Source organism: Salinimicrobium sp. CAU 1759, from assembly GCF_054482715.1.
The window spans coordinates 1,074,000-1,098,565 of record NZ_JBTLRK010000001.1 but is presented as its reverse complement, the minus strand read 5'-3'; the positions used below and the strand labels follow the sequence as shown (position 1 = coordinate 1,098,565).

At 43.3% G+C, this 24,566-nt stretch carries 18 protein-coding genes; 9 read left to right on the top strand and 9 right to left on the bottom strand.

Features of this window, described 5'->3' with window-relative positions:
• Window positions 1-88 precede the first annotated feature (88 nt).
• A complete protein-coding gene (locus ACXYMT_RS05015) occupies window positions 89-1,603 on the top strand; it encodes a GH3 auxin-responsive promoter family protein (RefSeq protein WP_459057994.1) in 1,515 nt (504 codons plus the stop codon).
• 93 nt (window positions 1,604-1,696) lie between these two features.
• Here ACXYMT_RS05015 and ACXYMT_RS05010 read toward each other — a convergent pair whose 3' ends face one another.
• The 5 genes from ACXYMT_RS05010 to ACXYMT_RS04990 form a co-directional block, all read right to left on the bottom strand.
• On the bottom strand, window positions 1,697-2,584 hold the full coding sequence (locus ACXYMT_RS05010) for a PorP/SprF family type IX secretion system membrane protein (RefSeq protein ID WP_459057993.1): 888 nt from the start codon (window positions 2,582-2,584) through the stop codon (window positions 1,697-1,699).
• A gap of 9 nt (window positions 2,585-2,593) precedes the next feature.
• Entirely contained in the window at window positions 2,594-8,227 is a 5,634-nt protein-coding gene (locus ACXYMT_RS05005; protein ID WP_459057992.1) for a T9SS type B sorting domain-containing protein, read from the bottom strand.
• Window positions 8,228-8,573: 346 nt separating this feature from the next.
• Window positions 8,574-9,863, bottom strand: coding sequence for a glutamate-1-semialdehyde 2,1-aminomutase (hemL, locus tag ACXYMT_RS05000; RefSeq protein WP_459057991.1), 1,290 nt, complete (start codon window positions 9,861-9,863; stop codon window positions 8,574-8,576).
• A gap of 9 nt (window positions 9,864-9,872) precedes the next feature.
• On the bottom strand, window positions 9,873-10,688 hold the full coding sequence (locus ACXYMT_RS04995) for a glucosaminidase domain-containing protein (RefSeq protein WP_459057990.1): 816 nt from the start codon (window positions 10,686-10,688) through the stop codon (window positions 9,873-9,875).
• Window position 10,689: 1 nt separating this feature from the next.
• Complete coding sequence (locus tag ACXYMT_RS04990; protein ID WP_459057989.1) at window positions 10,690-11,628, bottom strand: 1-aminocyclopropane-1-carboxylate deaminase/D-cysteine desulfhydrase; 939 nt, start codon at window positions 11,626-11,628, stop codon at window positions 10,690-10,692.
• A 150-nt stretch (window positions 11,629-11,778) separates the two neighbouring features.
• On the opposite strand from ACXYMT_RS04990, the gene ACXYMT_RS04985 reads away from it, so the two are divergent.
• The gene (locus ACXYMT_RS04985; protein ID WP_459057988.1) at window positions 11,779-13,149 is read left to right on the top strand and encodes an FAD-containing oxidoreductase; all 1,371 of its coding nucleotides are present in this window, start codon (window positions 11,779-11,781) and stop codon (window positions 13,147-13,149) included.
• A 9-nt stretch (window positions 13,150-13,158) separates the two neighbouring features.
• Here the strand turns inward: ACXYMT_RS04985 and ACXYMT_RS04980 are convergent, their stop codons facing one another.
• Window positions 13,159-13,485, bottom strand: coding sequence for a hypothetical protein (locus tag ACXYMT_RS04980; protein ID WP_459057987.1), 327 nt, complete (start codon window positions 13,483-13,485; stop codon window positions 13,159-13,161).
• Window positions 13,486-13,518: 33 nt separating this feature from the next.
• Here ACXYMT_RS04980 and ACXYMT_RS04975 point away from each other — a divergent pair, with 33 nt between their 5' ends.
• The 4 genes from ACXYMT_RS04975 to ACXYMT_RS04960 all read left to right on the top strand — a co-directional run bounded on the left by ACXYMT_RS04975 (window position 13,519) and on the right by ACXYMT_RS04960 (window position 18,202).
• A complete protein-coding gene (locus tag ACXYMT_RS04975) occupies window positions 13,519-13,692 on the top strand; it encodes a DUF5522 domain-containing protein (RefSeq protein ID WP_459057985.1) in 174 nt (57 codons plus the stop codon).
• A gap of 6 nt (window positions 13,693-13,698) precedes the next feature.
• Complete coding sequence (locus ACXYMT_RS04970; protein WP_459057984.1) at window positions 13,699-15,747, top strand: urocanate hydratase; 2,049 nt, start codon at window positions 13,699-13,701, stop codon at window positions 15,745-15,747.
• 20 nt (window positions 15,748-15,767) lie between these two features.
• Window positions 15,768-16,304: a DUF4136 domain-containing protein gene (locus ACXYMT_RS04965; RefSeq protein ID WP_459057983.1), complete on the top strand. Its 537-nt coding sequence runs from the start codon at window positions 15,768-15,770 to the stop codon at window positions 16,302-16,304.
• A 140-nt stretch (window positions 16,305-16,444) separates the two neighbouring features.
• Window positions 16,445-18,202, top strand: a complete 1,758-nt coding sequence (locus ACXYMT_RS04960; RefSeq protein WP_459057982.1) for an aromatic amino acid hydroxylase — start codon at window positions 16,445-16,447, stop codon at window positions 18,200-18,202.
• Here the strand turns inward: ACXYMT_RS04960 and ACXYMT_RS04955 are convergent, their stop codons facing one another.
• From ACXYMT_RS04955 to alaS, 3 genes are all read right to left on the bottom strand, one after another.
• Window positions 18,203-18,817, bottom strand: coding sequence for a DUF4230 domain-containing protein (locus ACXYMT_RS04955; RefSeq protein WP_459057981.1), 615 nt, complete (start codon window positions 18,815-18,817; stop codon window positions 18,203-18,205).
• 57 nt (window positions 18,818-18,874) lie between these two features.
• Window positions 18,875-19,813 carry a GSCFA domain-containing protein gene (locus ACXYMT_RS04950; protein WP_459057980.1) on the bottom strand — a complete coding sequence of 313 codons (939 nt, stop codon included), beginning with the start codon at window positions 19,811-19,813 and terminating at the stop codon, window positions 18,875-18,877.
• Between the two features lie 103 nt (window positions 19,814-19,916).
• A complete protein-coding gene (gene alaS, locus ACXYMT_RS04945; RefSeq protein WP_459057979.1) occupies window positions 19,917-22,529 on the bottom strand; it encodes an alanine--tRNA ligase in 2,613 nt (870 codons plus the stop codon).
• A 122-nt stretch (window positions 22,530-22,651) separates the two neighbouring features.
• Here alaS and ACXYMT_RS04940 point away from each other — a divergent pair, with 122 nt between their 5' ends.
• The 3 genes from ACXYMT_RS04940 to ACXYMT_RS04930 are packed head-to-tail and all read left to right on the top strand — an operon-like array spanning window position 22,652 to window position 24,559.
• A complete protein-coding gene (locus ACXYMT_RS04940; protein WP_459057978.1) occupies window positions 22,652-23,629 on the top strand; it encodes a M23 family metallopeptidase in 978 nt (325 codons plus the stop codon).
• Window positions 23,629-23,961, top strand: coding sequence for a MerR family transcriptional regulator (locus ACXYMT_RS04935; RefSeq protein WP_459057977.1), 333 nt, complete (start codon window positions 23,629-23,631; stop codon window positions 23,959-23,961). Before ACXYMT_RS04940 ends, ACXYMT_RS04935 begins: the two co-directional genes overlap by 1 nt.
• A gap of 1 nt (window position 23,962) precedes the next feature.
• The gene (locus ACXYMT_RS04930) at window positions 23,963-24,559 is read left to right on the top strand and encodes a LemA family protein (RefSeq protein WP_324720088.1); all 597 of its coding nucleotides are present in this window, start codon (window positions 23,963-23,965) and stop codon (window positions 24,557-24,559) included.
• The last annotated feature ends 7 nt before the right edge of the window (window positions 24,560-24,566 follow it).

Sequence of the window (24,566 nt, the reverse complement as noted above, 5' to 3'; positions counted from 1 at the left end):
CTATCTTATTTTTTTGCCAGCAATAAGAATAGTTTTAATTTTAACCGGTTACTGCCCGATTTGAAGGGCTCAAAGATAATAAGAAAAAATGCCAATTCCGTTAGTACATTCAGTAGCTTCCTGGTTCCTCAAGAAGCGTATCCATCAAATGGAATTGTTCATTAAATATCCCAATGAGGTACAGAACGAGCTGCTAAAAAAGCTTATCCAGAGAGCTAAAGACACTGAAGTAGGGCAGCAATATGATTTTGCTTCCATAAACTCCTATGAAGATTTTGCAGCGAGGATCCCAATTCAGCAATACGAAGATTTTGAGCCGCAAATAGAGCGCAGCCGCCGAGGAGAAGTGAATATCTTCTGGCCTACTCCCATCAAGTGGTTTGCAAAGTCCAGTGGTACCACTAATGCAAAGAGTAAATTTATTCCGGTAAGTGATGAATCACTTGAAAAATGTCACTATGCAGCAGGAAAAGATATGTTGTGCATGTATCTCAACAACAATCCCGGTTCGCAACTTTTCAGCGGAAAAAGTCTGAGACTTGGAGGCAGCAAAGAGCTATACAGCCGCAACGGGACTCAGTTTGGAGATCTTTCGGCTATTCTTATTGACAACATGCCTTTTTGGGCAGAATACAGCAGTACTCCCAGCAATGAAGTTTCCCTTATGAGTAATTGGGAAGAAAAAATGCCTGCAATTGTCAGCGAGACTATAAATGAGAACGTGACCAGCCTTGCCGGGGTTCCTTCCTGGATGCTTGTGCTTCTCAATAATGCTCTGGAAGAAGCCGGCAGGCAGAATCTTTTTGAAATATGGCCGAACCTGGAGGTATATTTTCACGGCGGAGTAAATTTTCTGCCCTACGCAGATCAATACCGAAAGATCCTGCCATCCAGCAGTTTCAGGTATTTTGAGATCTATAATGCTTCGGAAGGCTTCTTCGCTATACAGGATTCAAATGACTCCAAAGAACTTCTTCTGATGCTGGACTACGGCGTTTTTTACGAATTCATACCCATGGACAGCTACGGCACTCCCGAAGAGACCGTGATTCCGTTATCTGAAGTGGAAGAAGGCAAGAACTATGCTGTTGTGATCACTACCAACGCAGGATTATGGCGCTACAAAATTGGAGACACCGTGCGTTTTACCTCCCTGGATCCATACCGCATCAAGATCACCGGAAGGACCAAGCACCATATCAACGTCTTTGGAGAAGAGCTTATAATCGAAAATGCCGATGAAGCATTAAAAAGAGCTTCTCATCAAACAGATTCTGAAATTGTGGATTACACTGCAGCCCCTGTCTTTATGCAGGATAAAGAGAAAGGTGCACATGAATGGGTGATAGAATTTAAAACTCCCCCGCAGGATTTCAATTTTTTTATTGAATGTCTCGACAAACACTTACAAAGCATTAACAGTGATTACGAAGCCAAGCGCTTTAACAACATGACCCTAAACGCCCCAAAAGTTCACATCGCCAGAAAGGATCTATTTTATGACTGGTTAAAAAAGAACGATAAGCTGGGGGGACAGCATAAGATCCCACGACTCTCGAATAAGCGGTGTTATGTAGAGGAATTGCTGGAGATGAACAGGTAAACTTTACCACCAAAAAGGTTGAAGTTATTGAAATATTATAACATGAAAAACCCACCAAACGGTGGGTTTTTCATGTTATAATATTTGGTTCTTCTAAAGTTGAAAGTTCAGTAGCAGTTCATGGGTTCCATTACTTACATTCCTAAGCTCTGATCTAAACGAATTTTCGTAGGCATAACCAAAACCTAACCAATCGAAGACCTGGATTATTGCCAATCCACTTAATACTTCGTCTGTTCTATAGCTTGCCCCCACCTCAAACTTGTCGTGGATACTCATTAAAGCTGTAAAGTCTACCGAGAGAGGAGCTGCATTGACATAGCGCATCATAACATAAGGCTTTAGCACGAGTTCTTCGCTAAGGGAAAAGTCATAACCTCCACTAAAGTAAAGATGCACCCTATCTGCCGCAGTGGTAATCCTGCCCTCTTCCTCTCTGGCGCGTTTAGTCTCGAAAATCCTTGGAGCAGAAAGAGATAAAAAGTAGTTCTCGTGTTTAAGATATGCACCTACCCCCACATTGGGATTAAAGCGACTAAAGCCCACCAGAGATGGATCCAAATCATAGTTCCAGGTTTGCAACCCAGAAGTATTCACATCATAAAAATTTCCTCCAGCTTTTAATCCCAGGTAAAGAGTTAGCTCCTCATCCATAGGTAGCATATAGGAAAAGTCCACATTCACTGTCTGTTGTGTCTCTACAAATGTCTTTTCGTTTTCAATCGAAAGACCAAGACCTACTCTTTTCCCTACGGCACTTCCAAAAGTAAAAGCCTGACTTTCGGGAGCATTTTTCACCCCCTGCCACTGGCTTCTTACAATCCCGGTAAAGCTTGTTTGCCCATCGGCCCCAGCATAAGCCGGGTTAATGAGGGCCATATTTTGATTATAAAAAGCATAGGTTGTTTTCTGTTGCCCGTATCCAAGTGCAGCAAAACAACATGTAAAAAGAACGATTGCTATATAGTTGTAATTTTTCATTTCAATTTTTTATTTAGTAAGATATAACCATCCGTCTTTATCCATCTTTGAAGAGGACGTCAAGTAGATCTGATAGTAATAGGATCCTTCGGGTAACAAATCTCCATTTCTCTCTCCATTCCAGTCGTTACGGTAAGCTCGGGATCTAAAGACTTCATTCCCCCAAATGTTGTAAACAACAACCATAGCATTTGGATAGTTTTCAATGTTGACAATTCTCCAGGTATCATTAACCCCATCACCATTTGGGGTCATGGCTTCTGAAACTAAGATTTCTTCTGTATCACAAACATCGCCCTTTCCATCTCTGTCAATATCTCCCTGGCCCGGGTTGTATGCAAGGGGACAGTTATCATTCACATCAAGTACTCCGTCATTGTCATCATCTGTATCCAGAACATCTCCTTCTCCATCCCCGTCGGTATCCGTTTGATCGGGGTTAGGAATAAAAGGCGCATTGTCTTCCTCATCGGGCACTCCATCATTATCATCGTCATCATCACAGTTATTTGGCAGACCATCTGAATCATTATCTCCAAAACTATTAACTACTTCAACAATAGCCTCTGCCGTTCCCGTGTTCCCGTTAACATCTGTAACGCTGAGAAGAACAAAATTTACTCCTGTCTCATCACACCCAAAACTTGAAATATCCAGACTCATGGATGCAATTCCGCAGTTGTCAAGCACGCTGTCCAGTACATCTTCTGGTGAAATACTTGCCTTTCCTTCAACATCAAGGCTTACCACAATGTCCTTAGCAAAAACTACAGGTGCCGTTTTATCTTCAATGAAAACTTCCTGAGTTTGGGTAGAGGTATTTCCTGCCTCATCTGTATAGGTCCAGGTGATCACAGTGGAACCTTGAGCATTGATAGGGAACGCAACATTATGAGTTACCTTAACCTCTCCCTCACAATTGTCAAGGGCTACAGGCACCAAAACATCTTCTTCCAAAACTTCGCAGTCAGAAGTAATCAAATCCAGTGCTTCCATTACAGGAACTGGCGCTATCTTATCCTTAGCTGTCAATTTCACAGTTGCTTTGACGAAATTCCCTGCAGCATCGGTAGCCGTCACCACAACATCAACAATTTCATTATGTTCAGAAGAAACAGTTGTACCGGCTTCAGGAGATTGAGTAATAGTTACTGTACAATTATCAGTAGCAGTTGATCCATCAACAAGGTTGGGAACTGTAATTGAACAATCAGCATCAAGATTTACTTCCTGGTCTGCCTCGGCAGTTAGTATTGGCTTAGTCACGTCCTTAGCAGTTAACACCACAGTAGCTTCAGCTGTATTTCCTGCAGCATCGGTAGCTGTTACCTTCACATCTACAGTTCCATCATGTTCAGAAGAAACTACAGTTCCGGCTTCAGGAGATTGAGTGATCGTTACCGTACAATTATCAATAGCAGTTGATCCATCAACGAGGTTGGGAACTGTAATTGAACAATCAGCATCAAGATTTACATCCTGGTTTGCCTCAGCAGTTAGAATCGGATTAGTCACGTCCTTAGCAGTTAACACCACAGTAGCTTCAGCTGTATTTCCTGCAGCATCGGTAGCTGTTACCTTCACATCTACAGTTCCATTATGTTCAGAAGAAACTACAGTTCCAGCTTCAGGAGATTGAGTAAGAGTTACTGTACAATTATCAGTAGCAGTTGAACCATCAACAAGGTTGGGAACTGTAACTGAACAATCAGCATCAAGATTTACATCCTGGTTTGCTTCGGCAGTAAGTACCGGATTAGTTACGTCCTTAGCGGTTAATAATACAGTAGTTTCAGCAGTATTTCCTGCAGCATCGGTAGCTGTTACCTTCACATCTACAGTTCCATTATGTTCAGAAGAAACTACAGTTCCAGCTTCAGGAGATTGAGTGATCGTTACCGTACAATTATCAATAGCAGTTGATCCATCAACGAGGTTGGGAACTGTAACTGAACAATCAGCATCAAGATTTACATCCTGGTTTGCCTCAGCAGTTAGAATCGGATTAGTTTCGTCCTTAGCGGTTAGTACCACAGTAGTTTCAGCAGTATTTCCTGCAGCATCGGTAGCTGTTACCTTCACATCTACAGTTCCATTATGTTCAGAAGAAACTACAGTTCCAGCTTCAGGAGATTGGGTAATAGTTACTGTACAATTATCAGTAGCAGTTGATCCATCAACAAGGTTGGGAACTGTAATTGAACAATCAGCATCAAGATTTACATCCTGGTTTGCCTCAGCAGTAAGTTCCGGATTAGTTACGTCCTTAGCGGTTAAAACTACAGTAGTTTCAGCAGTATTTCCTGCAGCATCGGTAGCTGTTACCTTCACATCTACAGTTCCATTATGTTCAGAAGAAACTACAGTTCCAGCTTCAGGAGATTGAGTGATCGTTACAGTACAATTATCGGTAGCAGTTGATCCATCAACAAGGTTGGGAACTGTAATCGAACAATTAGTATCAAGATCTACATCCTGGTCTGCTTCAGCAGTTAGTTCCGGATCAGTTACGTCCTTAGCGGTTAATAATACAGTAGTTTCAGCAGTATTTCCTGCAGCATCGGTAGCTGTTACCTTGACATCTACAGTTCCATTATGTTCAGAAGAAACTACAGTTCCAGCTTCAGGAGATTGAGTGATCGTTACAGTACAATTATCAGCAGCAGTTGATCCATCAACAAGATTGGGAACTGAAATTGAACAATCAGCATCAAGATTTACTTCCTGGTCTGCCTCGGCAGTTAGTATTGGATTAGTCACGTCCTTAGCAGTTAACACCACAGTAGCTTCAGCTGTATTTCCTGCAGCATCGGTAGCTGTTACCTTCACATCTACAGTTCCATTATGTTCAGAAGAAACTACAGTTCCAGCTTCAGGAGATTGAGTGATCGTTACAGTACAATTATCGGTAGCAGTTGATCCATCAACAAGGTTGGGAACTGTAATTGAACAATCAGCATCAAGATTTACATCCTGGTTTGCCTCAGCAGTAAGTTCCGGATTAGTTACGTCCTTAGCGGTTAAAACTACAGTAGTTTCAGCAGTATTTCCTGCAGCATCGGTAGCTGTTACCTTCACATCTACAGTTCCATTATGTTCAGAAGAAACTACAGTTCCAGCTTCAGGAGATTGAGTGATCGTTACAGTACAATTATCGGTAGCAGTTGATCCATCAACAAGGTTGGGAACTGTAATTGAACAATCTGCATCAAGATTTACGTCCTGGTTTGCTTCAGCAGTTAGTTCCGGATCAGTCACGTCTTCAACAGTCACAACCGCAACTGCTGAACCTACATTCCCATTAACATCAGTTACTGAGAGCACAACTAAATTTTCTGATTCGGTAGGACTGTCTTCTACCCATGTTGTAGTTTCATCCAAGTTAAAGAAATTCGCATTGAGGCTATTCCCACTTTGATCGGTCACTATACTTCCCGCACCATCAGCAAATCCGTAGTTAATAACCAGATTTTCTTCTGTTCTAGGAATACTCATATTCATAGCAGCCTTGATCTCTGTTTGTGTACGAGTTCTATTCCAGAGCCTAACGTCTTCTAAGTTACCACTGAAATAAAAATTATCGCCTCCTCTATCTGAGGCCCCCATATAAAAGTTTTCAAGCTCTGAATCCTTAAAGCTACCAGTAGCAGGTATACTACTTACTATCTCTCCATTTACATATAAGTGAAGATCTGCGCCATCAAAACTAAGAGCGAGATGTTGCCATTCATTCAGAAGTAATGATCCAACAGTCATATTAAATACCGTCCCTGTAGAATTTCTGAACCTGGCTTCAATAGAATTATTTGGCATTTGAAGTAAGTAGAAATCTGCATCAACATCATTCCTAAAGCCCATCAAAAATTGGTAAAAACCAGAGTTTGTTGGATAAATCCAACCTTCTAAAGTTATACCATTAGCTCCTGAAATATCTCTTGATGCATCCTCGGTAATGGTATATCCATTAGTCGCAGCGAAGCTTAAGGAATAGTTGGTTGGATTTTCAATATTCTCACAGGTAAAGAGATTATCATTTATTTCCAGACTCGGAATACTACAATTATCTATAGATCCGTTATTCACATCTGTAGCTGAAAGAGAAGCTTCTCCGCTGGCATCCAGTTGAACGGTGATGTTCTTCGTAGCAACTACAGGAGCTATATTATCTACAACAGTTACCGTGGCAGTAGCCGAAGCTTCATTCCCATTGTTGTCAACGACTGCAAGTGTTACGGTATTCTCTCCAACATCCTCGCAGCTGAAATTTGATTTATCAACTGAAATTGAAGCAATGCCACAGTTATCGGCAGACCCATTGTTCATACTCAAAAATCCGGATAATGGTGCATATTTGAAGCTTACAGTTGAAGAATAACCTGTTGATTGATTTACTGACATTCCAACAATAGCATGTCCTGCCGGGGCAAACCGAGTCGTAGTATTGAAATTTGTTGTAGCTGTCCCCGAACCGCTTAAGGCCGGCAACATTGTATTTTCATTTGTATTCAACTCTCCGTTAGCTATCTGGTGCAGGCTTTTCCCTATTCCCTTAATGCTAACATGGGTTCTTGAAGATTGCTGAGATGAGTAATCCCCATCCTGAACTTCAAAACCAACCAACACATCACTGCCAGATAATATATTTGTACGATTTACAAGGGTTCGGGAACCGCTAAAGCAGGTCTCAACAGTCTCTGTTCCTAAGCTACCATCAGGTAGTACTTCCTTACAAACTAACCTGAAATCATCCAGGATCCAACCGGTTGCCCCTTCATAGCCTACCGCTACATACCCTTCAGGACAATTACAATCTACCGGTGTATCTGTACTAGAGCTGTTTTGAGGCTCAAGTTCTCCCGCAACCGTTCCTACGGAAAAATCATCTCTAAGAGAAGCCCTTCCGTCTTCATCAAGATAAACAGTAACATCTTGAGCTGTAACTATAGGTGCTATATTGTCCTCAACAGTTACAGTAGCTTTACAGGAATCCGTTACCCCATCACTATCTATTACAGTGAGCGTCACCTCTACTGGTGCTCCAATGTTGCTGCAATCGAAACTTTCCTTATCAATAGATAAAGTAAAGCCAGGTTTATCATCCGTTGACCCACCATCTACATTTGCAGGATTAATTGTTACCGTACCATCTGAACCAAGTTGAGCTGTAAAATCTTTACATACAGCATTCGGAGCTTCATTAGTCAATGTGGTTGAAGACACGCTTAGATCAAAATCACCTTGAGCACCCCTATATCCATGAATCAAAACATAATAGGTGGAGGAGCCATCGGTATTAAAAGTTACACTGCTTGAAAGCCCACAATTATCATCATTACTAGTTAAACAATTAAGAGCTCCACAAGAACCGGAGTAAACATCAATCCAAGAGTCATAATTTGTCCCTGAACAAGTATTTAATTCAACTGCAAGACCGGTACCACTGTTATCTGTTAACTTGTACCAGATACCGGGTCCTCCGAAATTTGTACAGAGACTTTCTAAAGAGCTATTCGCTCCCACTGTTGTCCCAGTAATGAATCCGTTTATAGGAATAGATATTGCATTGGAACATTGATCATTAGGCAATTGTGAAAAACCTAAATTTGAAATTAGAAATAAGAATAAAAAGTAGTTTTGCTTCATAAAAACAGATTTTGATTTAAAAAGGAATGCAAGTCTCGGATTTTGTTAATTTATTAACAATACCTCTTTAGTGGTATTAACATATTATTTTTATGCTCAGGAATTTTTCCAGCCGCGAATATATACTATTTCTCTATAGAACTCAGTGATAGGTTGATAAAAGGATTAATCCAGTAAGAAAGTAGCATTAGGAACGAGAAGCCGTAAACCAGCCAGCAAAACTATAAATTAACATCTGCTTAACATTTGTTGTATTTTGACCAGAAACAGAAAGTTTTCAGAAAAAGCGCAAAAAAAAATCCTCCAGGAAAATTGGAGGATTTAATTAATTTTTTGAAGAGTATATTTAGAGCGTTTTACTCACTTTGGCAATAACTTCAATTGTCGCATCAAGATCTTCATAAGAAAGTGCATCGGTAATGAACCAGGTCTCAAAAGCACTTGGTGCGATGTAAATTCCGTGGCCCAGTAAGCCGTGGAAGAATTTATTGAATTTCCCCGTCGAGGCAGATCTAGCTGAAGATTCAAAATTGCTCACTGGTTCCTCTCCAAAATGAACCGAAATCATTGATCCCTGTTGATTAATGGTATGTACTACTTCATTTCGGTTAAGAACATTTTTTATACCCTTGTGCAGGTAAGTTGTTTTTTCTTCCAGTCTCTCGTAAATTCCGGCATCTGAATTCAATTCCTGAAGCATAGCCAGACCCGCAGCCATGGCCAGCGGATTCCCACTCAGGGTTCCCGCCTGGTATACCGGTCCGGTGGGTGCGAGGTAATCCATGATCTCGTTCCGGGCAGCAAAAGCTCCTACGGGTAATCCGCCGCCAATTACTTTTCCGAAGCAAACAATATCGGCATTTACGCCATACACTTCCTGGGCTCCTCCTTTTGCAAGTCGGAAGCCGGTCATCACCTCATCAAAGACCAGCAACACATCGTGCTCATCACACAGCTGCCGAAGACCTTCTAAAAATCCCTTTTTTGGAGGGATACATCCCATGTTCCCTGCCACTGGCTCAAGAATGATACAGGCAATCTCGCCTTTGTTAGCTTCCAGAAGTTGCTCAACATTCTCAAGATCGTTGTAAGCGGCCAGCAGAGTGTCCCGGGCAGTTCCTTCAGTTACCCCCGGACTATTTGGAGTTCCAAAAGTTACGGCTCCACTCCCCGCCTGAATGAGAAAAGAATCACTGTGACCATGGTAGCAACCGGCAAATTTGATGATCTTGTCCCGGTTCTTAAAGCCCCGGGCGAGACGCACCGCACTCATGGTAGCCTCGGTACCCGAATTCACCATTCTTATTTTATCAATATTCGGAACCATAGAAACTGCTAATTCAGCCACTGTGGTTTCCAGCTGAGTAGGAGTACCGAAAGAGGTTCCTTTTTTCGCCCTGTCCACCACGGCATTCACTACCGGCTCGTGGGCATGTCCCAAAATGAGAGGACCCCAGGAATTGATATAGTCAATATATTTATTTCCGTCTTCATCGAACAGGTAAGCTCCTTTGGCTTCTTTTATAAATATGGGCTCCCCTCCCACAGCACTAAATGCTCTCACAGGAGAATTTACTCCGCCGGGAATAACTTTTTTAGCTGCAGTGAAAAGTTCGCTGCTTCTTTTATAGATCATAATATGATTTTAAGGAGTCACTAAAAGGGTTTGGCCAATGCCAATATTAGTGCCTTGCAGATTATTAATTCTTTGTAGTTGCTCCACGCTCAGGTTGTACCTTTTTGCTATGGAATATAAAGTGTCGCCTTTTTGTACTGTATATGCTCGTGCCCCGTAATCTTCTGAGGAGCTGGAGGCAGAATAGGCTACAATTTCTCTTGCAGGTGTAGCCCCGTCGTACAGGTAAAGCTGATATCTCTCAATAAGACTTATCAGCTTATCGGGATACTTCCTGTCGGTTGCATAGCCCGCAGCCCGCAGGCCGTGCGCCCAGCCTTTATAGTCGGTAAGATCCAGGTCAAAAAGTGCTGCATATCTTTTCCTTTCGGTAAGAAAAAGCGAATGATCCCGATAGGAATATTTGGGGTCGTTATATTTTCGGAAACACTCCTGCGAGCGGTCATCATCATGATACACAGTAGCACCGGTCCAGCCGTGACATTTGATCCCAAAATGATTATTCGCCCTGCGGGTAAGATCGCCTTCCCCGGCACCCGATTCCAGTATTCCCTGGGCCAGAGTAATACTGGCAGGGATCTTATACAGTTTCATCTCTTCCTGGGCGAGGGGAGCATAAAGTTCAATATATCTGGCAACTTTATCTGTGTAAGTTTTTGGCGTGGCCGGGGTAACCGGCTTAGAGATATTTCCCTCAGAAGTCTTTCTTTCGGCCCTGTGCTCCTTGGTAGCCACCTGCTTTTTTTGGGAAGTTTTCTTACTGCTGCCGCAGGATACGGTGAAGGCAAGGAGAAAAAATGTACATAATCTTAGTGCAACTCTCATCTTACGTCAAAATTGGGGGTAAATTTCTCATTTTTAACACCTTATTCATACCGGAAATTCCCTGAAGACCTCCCGTATGAATGGCTAAAATACGAGTATTTTTAGAAAAATATTTCTTCTTTGCAAGCTCGAAAATTCCATACATCATTTTTCCCGTGTACACAGGGTCGAGTTGCACGTCAAATTCCTTTCGGAAGCTGTTAATGAAGTAGATCAAATCCTCGTTCACTTTAGCATAACCTCCAAAATGGTAATCTGGTATAATTTTCCAGTTATTTTTTTTGCTGAAACCTTCTACTTCAGCTTTGAGAAAATCTCCTTTTAAAGCCGGAAAGCCCAGAATTTGCTGATGTTCTCCTGAAGCATTGATCAACCCGCTTATGGTTCCACCCGTCCCTATTGCACAAGCTATTACGTCAAAGCCCTCGTCTTTGGGCGATAAAATTTCCTCACAACCCTTTACCGCCAACTCATTTGTGCCGCCTTCGGGGACCCGGTAAAAATCTCCGAATTTCTTCCGCAGGTCTTTTATAAATGCTTCGGAAGTTTTGTTGCGATAATCACTTCGGCTTACAAAGTGAAGTTTCATTCCGCAGTCAGCAGCAAACCTTAGTGTGGCATTCTCCTGCAGGGTTTTTTGAAGGTTATTTGCCAGCTCCTCCCCTCTTATTACTCCCACCGTTTCAAAACCTGAGAACTTACCGGCAGCGGCCGTTGCAGCTATATGATTTGAAAAAGCTCCGCCAAAGGTGAGTAGAATTTGCCTTTTTTGAGAGGCTGCTTCAGCTATGTTGTACTTCAGCTTCCGGAATTTATTGCCCGAAACTTCGGGATGTAAAAGATCTTCCCGCTTCATATAAATGGAAACTCCATTCACTTCCGCAATGAATTGGTTGGGAGTAACGGGAGTTGATTTGAACAGGTTTGATGTCGTGGTCATTGGTCTACAGGGTCGAATCGAGGTGCAGGGATCTTGTGCAAAGATTATGAACTAATTATAATAAATGCAGGAGGTTATTCCAAAAAGTCTTTTTAATTTCTGAAAGCATGGAATCAAGGCAGGAAATCTTCAGAAGTAATTGAGAAAGCAATGAAAAAATATGACGCGATCATTATAGGCACCGGGCAGGCTGGTCCTCCGCTGGCCGCCAGTCTCGCCCGACATGGCCAGAAGGTTGCAATAATTGAAAAAGACGATCTTGGCGGTACTTGTGTGAACACGGGTTGTACTCCCACAAAAGCCTACGTGGCTTCAGCCCGCAGAGCCTTTGTTGCAAAGCACAGCAGTGAACTGGGCGTAAACATCGAAGGAAAGGTGCAGGTAGATCTGAAAAAAATAAAAGCCCGAAAGGATAAATTAATAGCCGATTCCCATGCAGGCCTGGAGAAATTGTTTTCTGGCAGTGAGAACATAAGCCTTATTCGCGGGGAAGCGGTTTTTGAAAACGACTCCACAATAAGAGTAAATAACGACCTGCTTACTGCCGGTAAGATCTTCCTCAACGTAGGAGGCCGGCCACGTGTTCCGGAAGAATTCAGAAATATTAATTACCTCACCAACAGGAGCATTTTGGAGTTGGAAGAGGTTCCTGAAACCCTTGTCATTATTGGAGGTGGCTATGTAGGTTTGGAATTCGCTCAAATGTTCAGTCGTTTTGGAAGCCGGGTCATCATTATGGAACGTGGCGATCGCCTTATGAAAAAGGAAGATAAGGATGTCTCAAAACTTCTGCTGGAGATCATGAGAGACAGCGGGGTCGAGGTATTTCTCAATGCCGATTGCATTGCAGCGAAAGAGCGTGAAGGCGCGATAGAAGTGACATACAACTGTGAAGCAGGCTCAAAAATGATAAAAACATCTCAGCTTTTGCTGGCGGTGGGAAGAGTGCCAAACACCGACAGGCTGGGATTGGAAACCACAGGAATAAAGCAAAACGAGCATGGTTTCATAGAGGTCAACAACCAGCTGCAGACTGCTGTCCCCCACATATGGGCGATGGGCGATTGTAATGGCGAAGGAGCTTTTACCCATACTTCCTATAATGATTTTCAAATAGTACATGCTCACCTCTTTGAAGATAAAAAGAGGAGCCTCACCGACAGGTTTCCCTGTTATGCAGCATATATAGATCCACCCCTGGCACGGGTGGGATTAAATGAGCAGCAAATAAAGGAAAAGGGAATAAGAGCAAAGTTGGCCGAAATGCCGATGGAAAATGTGGCCAGGGCAAAGGAGAAAGGTGAAACCACAGGAATGCTCAAGATCTTTATTGATGCAGACACTGATAAAATATTGGGAGCGACTTTCTTAGGAACAGGGGCAGACGAGTTGATCCATACTGTCATAGATCAAATGTACGCCGGTGCTTCCTATAAAGTCATGAGAGATGCTGTTCATATTCACCCTACTGTAAGTGAACTGTTACCTACTATGCTTGAGGAGCTAAAAGATCTAAAATGATAACGGCAACTACAGGTATTTCCTGAAATTCCAGAACCTTCTGTTCTTAATGTAATTCGGGTTACGCTCGTTGGCATAAGCCTCGCGCTCAAAACAGATCCTGTTATACGCCTTGTATGAATCTCTGTACTTAATAAGTCTGATAAGGTATTCAAAGAGATACCAGATAAAGAAGAAAACCACCAGCAGTTCCACCTGCTGCCTAAGATGAATGCGCTCGTGGTTCATAAAAACAGCGTCCTTTTTTAATTCTGACCGCTTCACCACAATGAACGGCCATAGCACCACTCCATCGAAGTGTCTGGACAGAATGAACTTATTTACCACCACAAACATATGGCCAAGATAAGAAAATGCTATTTTTGTATTATGAGTTTTTTAAGGAAAAAAATTGAGCTCGAAGAGGGCGACTATTATCTCACTCCCGAAGGCTACCGCTGCTTTACCGAACAATATCACCTCAAAAGAGGCTACTGCTGCCAGAGTGGTTGTCGCCACTGCCCCTATGGGTTCAACAAAAAAACAAACCAACAGAAAAAATAATTCTATATGGACTTCAAAAATGCCATTTTAGAAGGTATTCCCAACAACTTACCTCCTGCAAAAGCATACGATCCACAGGTCAATCACGCTCCAAAACGAAAGGACATCCTTTCTCCGGAAGAAAAAAAACTGGCGCTGCGCAATGCACTTAGATATTTTGAGAAACAACATCACGAAGAACTGCTTCCGGAATTTCGACAAGAGTTGGAGACCTATGGCAGGATCTATATGTACCGCCTGCGCCCCGATTACGAAATGTACGCGCGGTCCATTTCTGAATATCCCGGAAAATGTGAGCAGGCAAAGGCCATTATGCTCATGATCCAGAACAACCTCGATCCTAAGGTGGCGCAGCATCCGCATGAATTGATCACCTATGGTGGCAACGGTGCAGTTTTTCAGAACTGGGCGCAATACAGGCTCGTGATGAAATACCTGGCAGAAATGACTGAAGAACAGACGCTCGTTATGAACTCCGGCCACCCGCTTGGGCTATTCCCATCTCATAAAGATGCCCCCCGCGTAGTAGTGACCAACGGAATGATGATCCCGAACTATTCGAAGCAGGATGACTGGGAGAAATTCAATGCGCTGGGAGTGACACAATACGGCCAGATGACCGCGGGCAGCTATATGTATATTGGTCCGCAGGGTATTGTCCATGGAACAACCATCACGGTGCTGAATGCCCTGCGAAAAATAGCAAAAAACTCATCCTCCTTACCGGGGAAGGGACCGGGGGAAGAGTCTGCTCTTTTTGTGACTTCAGGGCTTGGAGGAATGAGTGGCGCGCAACCCAAAGCCGGAAACATTGCCGGCTGTATCACTGTTTGCGCCGAGGTGAATCCTAAAGCAGTTCACACCCGGCATTCTCAGGGATGGGTGGATGAAGTTGTGGAAGATTTCGATGTACTGGTTCAAAAAGTTACTGCTGCAAAAGCTGAAGGTAAAACCATCTCCTTCGCATATCTGGGAAATGTAGTAGATGTTTGGGAAAAATTTGATGAGGAGAACATTCACATCGACCTGGGAAGCGACCAGACCTCACTACACAATCCATGGGCCGGTGGCTACTATCCTGCCGGATTAACTTTGGAAAAAGCTAATGAGATGATGAGCAAAGACCCTGAAAGGTTTAAGGATAAGGTAAGAGAAAGCCTACGCAGACAAACTGAAGCTATTAACCGCCATACCAAAAAAGGCACTTACTTCTTTGATTACGGAAATGCATTTCTACTGGAAGCATCACGAGCCGGGGCAAAGATCTATAAGGATGAGGACGGCAACTTAGTAAGCGGAACCTCAGGCGGAGACGATAAGGAATTTGCCTACCCAAGCTACGTACAGGATATCATGGGTCCCATGTGTTTTGACTATGGCTTCGGACCTTTCCGCTGGGTATGTGCTTCAGGAAAGGAAGAGGATCTGGAACGAACAGATGAAATTGCGCGGGAAGTGCTTCAGCAGCTAAAACAGGAAGCGCCCGAGGAGATTCAGCAGCAAATGCAGGATAATATTAAATGGATTGAAGGTGCACGTGCAAACAAGCTGGTAGTAGGCTCACAGGCCAGGATCCTTTATGCCGATGCCGAAGGTCGTATTGAAATTGCAAGAGCTTTTAACAAGGCCATCGAAAAAGGGGAAATTGGACCTGTAATCTTAGGCAGGGATCATCATGATGTTTCCGGAACTGATTCCCCTTACCGGGAAACCTCCAATATTTACGATGGATCCCGCTATACTGCAGACATGGCTATTCAGAATGTTATTGGCGATAGCTTTAGAGGCGCGACCTGGGTGAGCATACATAACGGCGGCGGAGTTGGCTGGGGAGAAGTGATCAACGGCGGATTCGGTATGGTTCTTGAGGGTAATAAAGAGTCGGAGAGGCGACTCAGCTCTATGTTATTTTGGGATGTAAACAACGGGATCGCTCGCCGGTCCTGGGCTCGTAACCACGGAGCCTTATTTGCCATTAAAAGGGCAATGCAGGCAGAGCCCCTTCTAAAGGTTACTATACCCAACATGGTCGATGACCTTCTACTGGACAATTAACCTATAAAAACTTTAATCATATGAGAGCGATTAAAATTACCTCGGTACTGGTCCTGTTTGTACTGGTCATGACTTCCTGTAATACTGTACGGGTAGCAACAGATTATGACAAAGAAGCCAATTTTGCACAGTACCAAACCTATGCCTTCTTTAAACCCGGGATCGACAAAGCTGAAATTTCGGACCTTGACAAGAAAAGGATCCTGCGTGCTATAGACCAGGAAATGCAGGAAAAAGGCTTCACAAAGTCAGACAATCCCGATCTACTGGTGAGCATCTTTACCAAAACCAAAGAAAATATCAACATCTATAACAATTCCTTTGGCTGGGGCTACGGCTGGGGTTGGCACCCATGGTATTGGGGAGCTGGTCCTAACACGGTAAGTTCTACAACCGAAGGCACTTTGTACATTGACCTGGTGGATGCAGGAGAGAAAGAACTGGTTTGGCAGGGAATGGGAACCGCAGCCCTTTCCAACAAAGTGGAACATAAACAGGAGAGGATCAACAAGATCGTTGAGGAGATCCTGGAAAAATATCCCCCTTCTTTGAATTAAATTAAGTCCCCCCAATTGAAGCCGCTAATAATCAAATTTTAGCGGCTTTTTTTATCCCCTCTCCTTCTATCCTGAAGGAAATCAAATCTTTGCTAACTCAATAATTTTGTATCTTTAGAACCTGTTCATTACCTAAAGCTATGGAACAAGAATTTGAATCTAACGAGATCATCGACAGGCTTCCGGCACACCTGAAGCAGTTTATAAAACCGCAGAATTATGAGGACTACACGCCTATTAATCAGGCTGTGTGGAGATATGTGATGCGCAAAAATGTGGATTACCTGAGTAAGGTAGCCCACTCCTCTTACCTCGACGGCTTAAAACAAACCGGGATTTCCATAGATCACATTCCAAACATGTATGGAATGAACAGGATCCTTAAGGAGATAGGTTGGGCAGCAGTAGCGGTTGACGGATTTATTCCGCCGGCAGCTTTTATGGAATTTCAGGCGTTCAATGTACTTGTCATTGCCAGTGATATTCGGCAGCTCGAACACATAGAATACACTCCGGCACCCGATATTATCCACGAAGGCGCAGGCCACGCTCCTATTATTGCCAACCCCGAATATGCCGAATACCTAAGACGATTTGGAGAAATAGGTTGTAAAGCGATTTCCAGCGCCAAGGATTATGAGATCTACGAAGCTATTCGCCATTTGTCCATTATAAAAGAAGCCGAAGACACTCCCGAAGAAGAGATCGCAGCGGCCGAAAAGAGGGTGGATGAACTTCAAAATGACCTCCGGGAACAAAGTGAAATGGCACAAATAAGGAACCTGCACTGGTGGACCGTGGAATACGGACTTATTGGTACAGTTGAAGACCCAAAGATCTATGGTGCGGGGCTTCTTTCTTCTATTGGAGAAAGCGCCTGGTGCATGACCGATAAGGTGAAGAAGATTCCTTATACCATAGAAGCTGCACAACAGGAGTTCGACATCACAAAACCTCAGCCTCAGCTATATGTGACGCCCGACTTTGCTCACCTTAGCCTTGTTCTGGAAGAATTTGCGAACAAGATGGCTTTGCGCGTCGGCGGGCTTGAAGGGCTGCAAAAGCTTATCCATTCCAAAAATATTGGAACTATCGAACTCAGTACCGGGATACAGATCTCCGGTAACTTTAGCCGGGTAATTGAACACGAAGGAAAACCTATTTATTTCCAAACTACCGGGGAAACTGCTTTGGCAGCAAGAGAAAAAGAACTTGTAGGTCACGGCAGGGAAAACCATCCCGATGGGTTTGGATCACCGGCAGGCAAGCTAAAGGGAATCAATCTTGCCATTGAAGATATGAGTCCGCGGGATCTACGAGCCTATGATATCTACGAAGGCGAAAAAGTAAGCTTTGAATTTGAAGGCGGAGTGAAAGTTGAAGGAGAGATCATTACAGGAACGAGAAATCTTCAGGGGAAAGTCATCCTTATCAGCCTCAAGAACTGCACAGTCACCTGCAAAGATGAAGTGCTATTTCAACCGGAATGGGGAACTTATGATATGGCCGTTGGGAAAGAAGTGATTTCTGCCTTTGCAGGACCTGCAGATGCGAAATCCTTTAACCTCATCACCCACACGCCATCTTCTACGACCATCAAGAGTAAAAAGACCCCGGAACGTGAGGAACTGGAATCCCTCTACGAATCTGTGCGCAATATAAGACAAGGTAAGAACACCAAATTTTCACTGCAGGCGGCATTTGACCTGGTTAAGAAATATCACCAAAAAGATTGGTTGCTATCGGTTGAGATCTTTGAACTGGCACATGGTAAAGACGAAAAACTGGCCAACGAGGTAGTGGAATATCTGGAGGATGTGAAAAAACGTAGGCCAGAAGTCGCTCATCTTATAGACAATGGTCTCGAACTGGTGAAACCATCCCTGGTCACAGGTTGATCAAAGTTTTAGCTCCTGCATTTCACGGGCTGCACCAAATTCCTCCTCATTATAGATAAGGGTCCAGCCAAGCGTGTTTGTAAGGATATAGATCTTTTGCAGCTCACTTATCAGCCGGTTCTTAGCGTTGGACTTTAGAGTGGAATTCTCGACCTTTTCCCGCATGGATTTATTGATCCGGCTCTTGATCTTGTTATAATCTTCGGCAGTGAATTGATTGAGATAATCCTGTGTGATGTCGTAATATTTGATATCGGGATAAATATTGATCTCTTCTTTGGGAATATGTGTGATGCGAACCGTTTTGTTCTCCACATCAACTTCAGTCTCCAGTTGGCTTAGATCATAGGCCACTGTAGCTTTCGCGTTAACAATTATGAGCGCTCGCTTTCGGGCCGGGAGCACATCTAAAAATCGATTTTTAGTGTCTTTATATGTGTAGACCTGCGAAAAAGTGCCTTCAGTCACCACCAGTTTGCCGACATTTTTAATTTGCTGCTGGATCATGGCTGTACTCTCCTCCAGGCGATCCCTTTCTGCATCCCTGTTCTCGCAATAGCGGAAACTTAAAAAGATGATCAAGACCACAAGAGCTCCAAGAATAAATTTCCTCATGTTCCTAAAATACGAATAAGCAGCAGGCTTTTCTTGAAGAAAATGTGAAGATTTGCCTTAGAACTTTATTTGTGGCACCTCATTTTCCAGCTTTTCGATCTTTTGCTGAAGATCTTTCCTGAATTTCTGATGTGCTTCGGAAGTTTCATTAAAAGGTCGATGTAAAAGCCCTTTTTGGATGGTATCCACTTTCTTCATTGTTTCTGAAGCTTCTGAAGCTATCCACGCCTCCCGGAATTTCTCCCAAATATAGTCTACAGCGATCTGGTTTGGATGCACCATATCTTCGGAATAAAAGCGGTAATCTCTAAGCTCATCCATCATGATCTCGTACGACGGAAAATAAGAACAATGTTCTTCGGAAGTTACAATTTCCTGAATTGCAGTGATCAATTTCGCCTTGCTCAGCTGATTTTCCACAAAACCATCCTTCAGATGCCGAACAGGAGAAACGGTAAAGATGATTTCAGCTGAAGGATTCAGCATCCTAAGGATCTCTGAAGTCTCAAAAAGCGCATTTTTGACCTCTGTTATTTCCTTACTGAAATTCGCCTGCGGCACCTTGTGACAATTGGCCACTACCTCACCCGATTCCTTTAACCTGTAGCCCCAGGCCGTCCCCGGCGTAATGATCACATGAGTAGCAGACTTTAAAAAGTCTGCTGTTTCTTTTACTGCAGCATTCAACTTGTTCAGGATTTCTTCCTTTTCAACCGCATTGAGATCTGAATGTGCTTCGTAGCAGTGCCAGGCTTCGTTGTGGAAGAAGATATCGGCTTTAGTATAAATGTGCTGCTCTTTTACCCTTTTGAGGAAGTTATTGATCGCGGCAGGATGGAATAGAATTCCGAAGGGATTAAGTAAGTTCCGGAATTTAAAGTAATCCAGTTTCTTCCCAATATTTTCGACAAAACAGGAACCCAAAAGCAGCACTTTTGAGGAGTAACCAATTTTTGGTTCCTGAGGAGAAATGGGAACTTGAGTTCGGAATTCCATTTTAATATTTTCAAGACCTCACAGGTTTTTGAAACCTGTGAGGTCTGATTTACTATAAAACCCTTTCAGGGTTTGGAACCCTTGGAAAGGTTGACTTGATCTCTTATTTCACGAACTCCTCCGCCCTTTGCAACGCTTCATTGATTCCGGCGGGATTTTTACCTCCGGCTGTGGCGTAGAATGGCTGTCCGCCGCCACCGCCCTGGATGTATCGGCCTAATTCTTTTACCACTTTCCCTGCGTTCAAGCCTTTTTCCTCTACAAGATTCTTGGAGATATAGCAGGAAAGCATGGCCTTTTCATCTTGTTGTGCTCCAAAAAGGAGAAAAAGATTGTCCACTTCATCTCCTAACTGGAATGAAAGATCTTTGATCCCACCCATATCCAGGTCAAGCTTTTGCGCTAAGAAATTCACTCCGTTGACCTCTTTGATTTGACTCTTAAGGTCTCCCTTCAAATTCTTTGCTTTATCGCGAAGCAGAGATTCAATCTGTTTCTTTAGTTCTGTGTTTTCTTCCTGCAGATTCACTACAGCTTTCACAGGATCCTGTGCATTCTTAAGCACTGCTTTGATCTCACTAAAAGTCTTCGTTTGATCTGTGAAATATTCTTTTGCAGCTTCACTGGTGATCGCCTCTATCCTTCGGATCCCCGATGCAACTGCACCTTCTGAAAGGATCTTAAAATGCCAGATATCTGAAGTATTTCCAACGTGAGTTCCTCCACAAAGCTCCATAGATTTCCCAAAGCGAACTGCCCGGACCTTGTCACCGTACTTCTCTCCAAAAAGGGCAATTGCACCGTCCTTTATAGCTTCCTGATAAGTCATCTCCCGGTTGTCGATAAGCGGAAGCTTCTCAGCAATCCTGGAATTTACAAAATCTTCTATTTGCTGCAGTTCCTCCGCGCTTACTTTACTGAAATGTGAAAAATCAAATCTCAGATAATCACTCTGCACCATTGAACCTTTTTGCTCCACATGAGTTCCGAGGATCTCCCTTAAAGCCTGGTGCAATAAATGTGTTGCACTGTGGTTTGCAGCTGTCCGTGCACGTTGGGCCGCGTTTACCTTAGCAGTGAAAGTGCCCGAAAGTTCTTCAGGAAGTTCTTTTGCCAAATGAATGATAAGGTTATTTTCCTTTCGGGTGTCTAAAATGTAAATTACAGCACCGTTTTTTGCTTCCAAAACTCCCTTGTCCCCTACCTGACCACCGCCTTCAGGATAGAACGGAGTTCTGCTGAAAACCAGCTGGTATAATTCCCCTTCTTTTTTTGATTCTACTTTTCGGTACCGCAGGATCTCTACTTCAGCTTCAAGGCTGTCATAACCTACAAAGCCTTCAGTTTCTGCTTCCTTCACCACCTGCCAGTCGCCCGAAGTTACTTTTGATGCATTTCTCGAACGATCCTTCTGTTTTTGAAGTTCTGCTTCAAATCCTTTTTGATCCAGGGAGTAGCCTTTTTCGCTTAAAATTAGCGCTGTTAAGTCAATTGGAAATCCGTAAGTGTCATATAATTCAAAGGCTTTTTTGCCCGAAACATTTTTGTCTTTGCTCTCCTGCATGATCTGGTCCAATAAAACCAACCCCTGATCAAGGGTGCGTAAAAAGGAATTTTCTTCCTCTCTTATCACATTGGTAATAAGGTTTTGCTGTGACCGCAATTCCGGAAAAGCTTCCCCCATTTGATTGGCCAGTGTATCCACCAGCTTATATACAAAGGCTTCTTTTTGATTAAGAAAAGTAAATCCATATCGAATTGCTCTTCTCAAGATTCTTCTTATCACATATCCTGCTCCTCCGCTTCCGGGTAACTGCCCGTCGGCAATGGCAAAGGAAACCGCCCGCACGTGATCTGCGATCACTCGGACAGCAATATCTGTCTCTTCGTTCTTTCCGTATTGCGAATTGGTGATCTCACTTATCTTTTTAATAAGTGGCGTGAAAACATCTGTATCGTAATTGGATTTTACTCTCTGCAGCGCCATGCAAAGGCGTTCAAAGCCCATTCCCGTGTCAACATGCTTTTCGGGTAGTTTTTCCAGCGAACCATCAGCTTTCCTGTTGAATTGAATGAATACGAGGTTCCAGATCTCCACCACCAGGGGGTGGTCGTTGTTTACAAGGTCTCTTCCGGGAGTTTTGGCCTTATCTTCAGCCGACCTTAAATCAATATGAATTTCAGAAGAAGGTCCGCAAGGACCCTGATCTCCCATTTCCCAAAAGTTGTCTTTTTTATTTCCGAAGATAATGCGGTCTTCAGCAACTATTTGCTTCCAAAGATCAAGCGCTTCCTTGTCTAAAGGCAGATCCTCTTCTTGGCTACCTTCAAAAACGGAAACATAAAGATCTTCCTTGTTCAGCTTGTAAACATCTGTGAGTAATTCCCAGGCCCAGCTAATCGCTTCCTTCTTGAAATAATCACCAAAGCTCCAATTGCCAAGCATCTCGAACATGGTGTGGTGATAAGTGTCTTTTCCTACCTCTTCCAGGTCGTTATGCTTCCCACTAACCCGCAAACACTTTTGAGTATCGGCAATGCGGCGGCTTTTTGGAGTTCCATTTCCGAGGAAAAATTCCTTAAACTGGTTCATCCCCGCATTGGTGAACATAAGGGTAGGATCATCTTTCACCACCATAGGTGCAGATGGGACTATGCTATGGGCTTTATTTTGGAAAAATTCGAGGAATTTAGAACGTATCTCCTGGGATTTCATGAAGGTAAAATTTTATATTATGCTTTCGGGAAAACAATTTTTATATTTGTTCGTTTCTCAAGCTGATTGTTGCACTGTTTTTGCAACATTTTAAGTAACGCAAAAATAGAATAATTTAACTTATGTCGAAGGTTAAATATTATTACGACAGCGAGACGCTTTCCTATAAAAAGATCGAGCGCAAGAAGGGCCGCCGCCTTGGAATTGCTGCTCTTAGTATACTTGGAGCCTTTTTGGCAGGCTTTGTACTTCTGGTTATTTACCTCAACATTCCGCAGCTGGAAACTCCCAAAGAAAAAGCCCTTTCGAGAGAATTGTCCAACATGAAACTTCAATACAACCTTCTCAATAGAAAAATGGAGCAGGTAGAACAGGTGCTGGCAAATGTTGAAGACCGCGATAATAACATTTATCGTCTTTACTTCGAGGCTAACCCAATTCCCGAAGAGCAGCGTCTTGCCGGATTTGGAGGAATTAACCGCTATAAAGACCTGGAAGGTTTTGACAATTCCAAGCTTATCATAGAAAGCCACAAGAAGCTGGACATGCTCACTAAAAGGCTGGTAGTGCAATCCCGCTCCCTCGACGAGATCGTGGACCTGGCTAATGACAAGGAGAACCTGCTGGCTTCTATTCCCGCAATTATGCCGGTAAAAAACGAGAACCTCAAAAGAATGGCTTCAGGGTATGGCTGGAGAACAGATCCTTTTACCAAAGTGAGGAAGTTCCACTACGGAATGGACTTCACTGCACCTCGAGGTACACCCGTTTATGCAACCGGTGATGGCGTGGTGGAAAGAGCAGACAACCGCTCGAGCGGCTATGGAAACCATATTCGTATTGACCATGGCTATGGTTATGTGAGCCTGTATGCGCATTTGTACAAGTACAATGTAAGAAGAGGGCAAAAAGTGCAACGGGGAGACCTCATAGGTTTCGTAGGAAGCACCGGTCGCTCCCAGGCACCACACCTGCATTACGAGATCTTTAAGGATGAGGAGAAGATCAACCCGATCAATTTCTACTATGGACATCTTTCACCATCTGAATACGATGAGATCCTGGAACAGGCACAACTTGAAAACCAATCCCTGGATTAATGCACGTAGACCTGCCCGACAAACTCTATTATTCGATTGGGGAAGTCGCCGAAGCTTTTAGCGTCAACACCTCGCTTATTAGATTTTGGGAGAAGGAATTCGATGTAATTAAGCCGAAGAAGAACGCCAAAGGCAATAGAAAATTTACCCGGGAAGACATTAAGAACCTTGAACTTATTTATCACCTGGTCAAGGAAAGAGGCTTTACTCTTGAAGGTGCAAAAATCCACCTAAAGGAGGAGAAAAGCCGAAAAACATTGTCTAACTTTGAGATCATCCGAAAGTTGGAGAATATTAAATCAACACTAATCAATCTTAAAAAAGAACTATAACATGAAAAAATGGCTCGTCCCCGTATTGATCATTGGGGCCATACTCTTAGGTATCTATCTACTTTTCGTCGGAAAATATAACAATGCAGTTGTGAAGCAGGAAAATGCTGAAACTGCCTGGTCACAGGTAGAGAGCGCATACCAACGTCGAAGTGACCTCATCCCCAATCTCGTAAACACCGTACGGGGAGCTGCAGATTTCGAACGTGGAACGCTTACAGATGTGATCGAAGCACGTGCACAGGCAACATCGGTGAATGTGGATGCAGACAACCTTACACAGGAACAACTGCAACAATTTCAGCAGGCTCAGGGCCAGGTGTCATCTGCTTTATCGCGCCTTCTGGTAACGGTAGAGAGATATCCTGAACTAAAAGCTACGCAGAACTTTCAGCAGTTACAGTCTCAGCTGGAAGGGACCGAGAACAGGATCAACGTTGAGAGAAATAGATTTAATGAGCAGGTAAGAGAATACAACACCTACATTAGAAAATTTCCAAACAATGTCATTGTGGGAATGTATGGCTTCGATGAAATGCCACTCTTTGAATCTGATCCCGGAGCCGAAACTGCGCCCGATGTAGAATTCGATTTTTAAAAGTCTC

What these genes read in the sequence shown, in the direction of transcription:
- ACXYMT_RS05015 (WP_459057994.1), top strand. Translation starts at nt 89, where the DNA reads ATGCCAATTCCGTTAGTACATTCAGTAGCTTCCTGGTTCCTCAAGAAG.
- ACXYMT_RS05010 (WP_459057993.1), bottom strand. Translation starts at nt 2,584, where the DNA reads ATGAAAAATTACAACTATATAGCAATCGTTCTTTTTACATGTTGTTTT.
- ACXYMT_RS05005 (WP_459057992.1), bottom strand. Translation starts at nt 8,227, where the DNA reads ATGAAGCAAAACTACTTTTTATTCTTATTTCTAATTTCAAATTTAGGT.
- hemL (WP_459057991.1), bottom strand. Translation starts at nt 9,863, where the DNA reads ATGATCTATAAAAGAAGCAGCGAACTTTTCACTGCAGCTAAAAAAGTT.
- ACXYMT_RS04995 (WP_459057990.1), bottom strand. Translation starts at nt 10,688, where the DNA reads ATGAGAGTTGCACTAAGATTATGTACATTTTTTCTCCTTGCCTTCACC.
- ACXYMT_RS04990 (WP_459057989.1), bottom strand. Translation starts at nt 11,628, where the DNA reads ATGACCACGACATCAAACCTGTTCAAATCAACTCCCGTTACTCCCAAC.
- ACXYMT_RS04985 (WP_459057988.1), top strand. Translation starts at nt 11,779, where the DNA reads ATGAAAAAATATGACGCGATCATTATAGGCACCGGGCAGGCTGGTCCT.
- ACXYMT_RS04980 (WP_459057987.1), bottom strand. Translation starts at nt 13,485, where the DNA reads ATGTTTGTGGTGGTAAATAAGTTCATTCTGTCCAGACACTTCGATGGA.
- ACXYMT_RS04975 (WP_459057985.1), top strand. Translation starts at nt 13,519, where the DNA reads ATGAGTTTTTTAAGGAAAAAAATTGAGCTCGAAGAGGGCGACTATTAT.
- ACXYMT_RS04970 (WP_459057984.1), top strand. Translation starts at nt 13,699, where the DNA reads ATGGACTTCAAAAATGCCATTTTAGAAGGTATTCCCAACAACTTACCT.
- ACXYMT_RS04965 (WP_459057983.1), top strand. Translation starts at nt 15,768, where the DNA reads ATGAGAGCGATTAAAATTACCTCGGTACTGGTCCTGTTTGTACTGGTC.
- ACXYMT_RS04960 (WP_459057982.1), top strand. Translation starts at nt 16,445, where the DNA reads ATGGAACAAGAATTTGAATCTAACGAGATCATCGACAGGCTTCCGGCA.
- ACXYMT_RS04955 (WP_459057981.1), bottom strand. Translation starts at nt 18,817, where the DNA reads ATGAGGAAATTTATTCTTGGAGCTCTTGTGGTCTTGATCATCTTTTTA.
- ACXYMT_RS04950 (WP_459057980.1), bottom strand. Translation starts at nt 19,813, where the DNA reads ATGGAATTCCGAACTCAAGTTCCCATTTCTCCTCAGGAACCAAAAATT.
- alaS (WP_459057979.1), bottom strand. Translation starts at nt 22,529, where the DNA reads ATGAAATCCCAGGAGATACGTTCTAAATTCCTCGAATTTTTCCAAAAT.
- ACXYMT_RS04940 (WP_459057978.1), top strand. Translation starts at nt 22,652, where the DNA reads ATGTCGAAGGTTAAATATTATTACGACAGCGAGACGCTTTCCTATAAA.
- ACXYMT_RS04935 (WP_459057977.1), top strand. Translation starts at nt 23,629, where the DNA reads ATGCACGTAGACCTGCCCGACAAACTCTATTATTCGATTGGGGAAGTC.
- ACXYMT_RS04930 (WP_324720088.1), top strand. Translation starts at nt 23,963, where the DNA reads ATGAAAAAATGGCTCGTCCCCGTATTGATCATTGGGGCCATACTCTTA.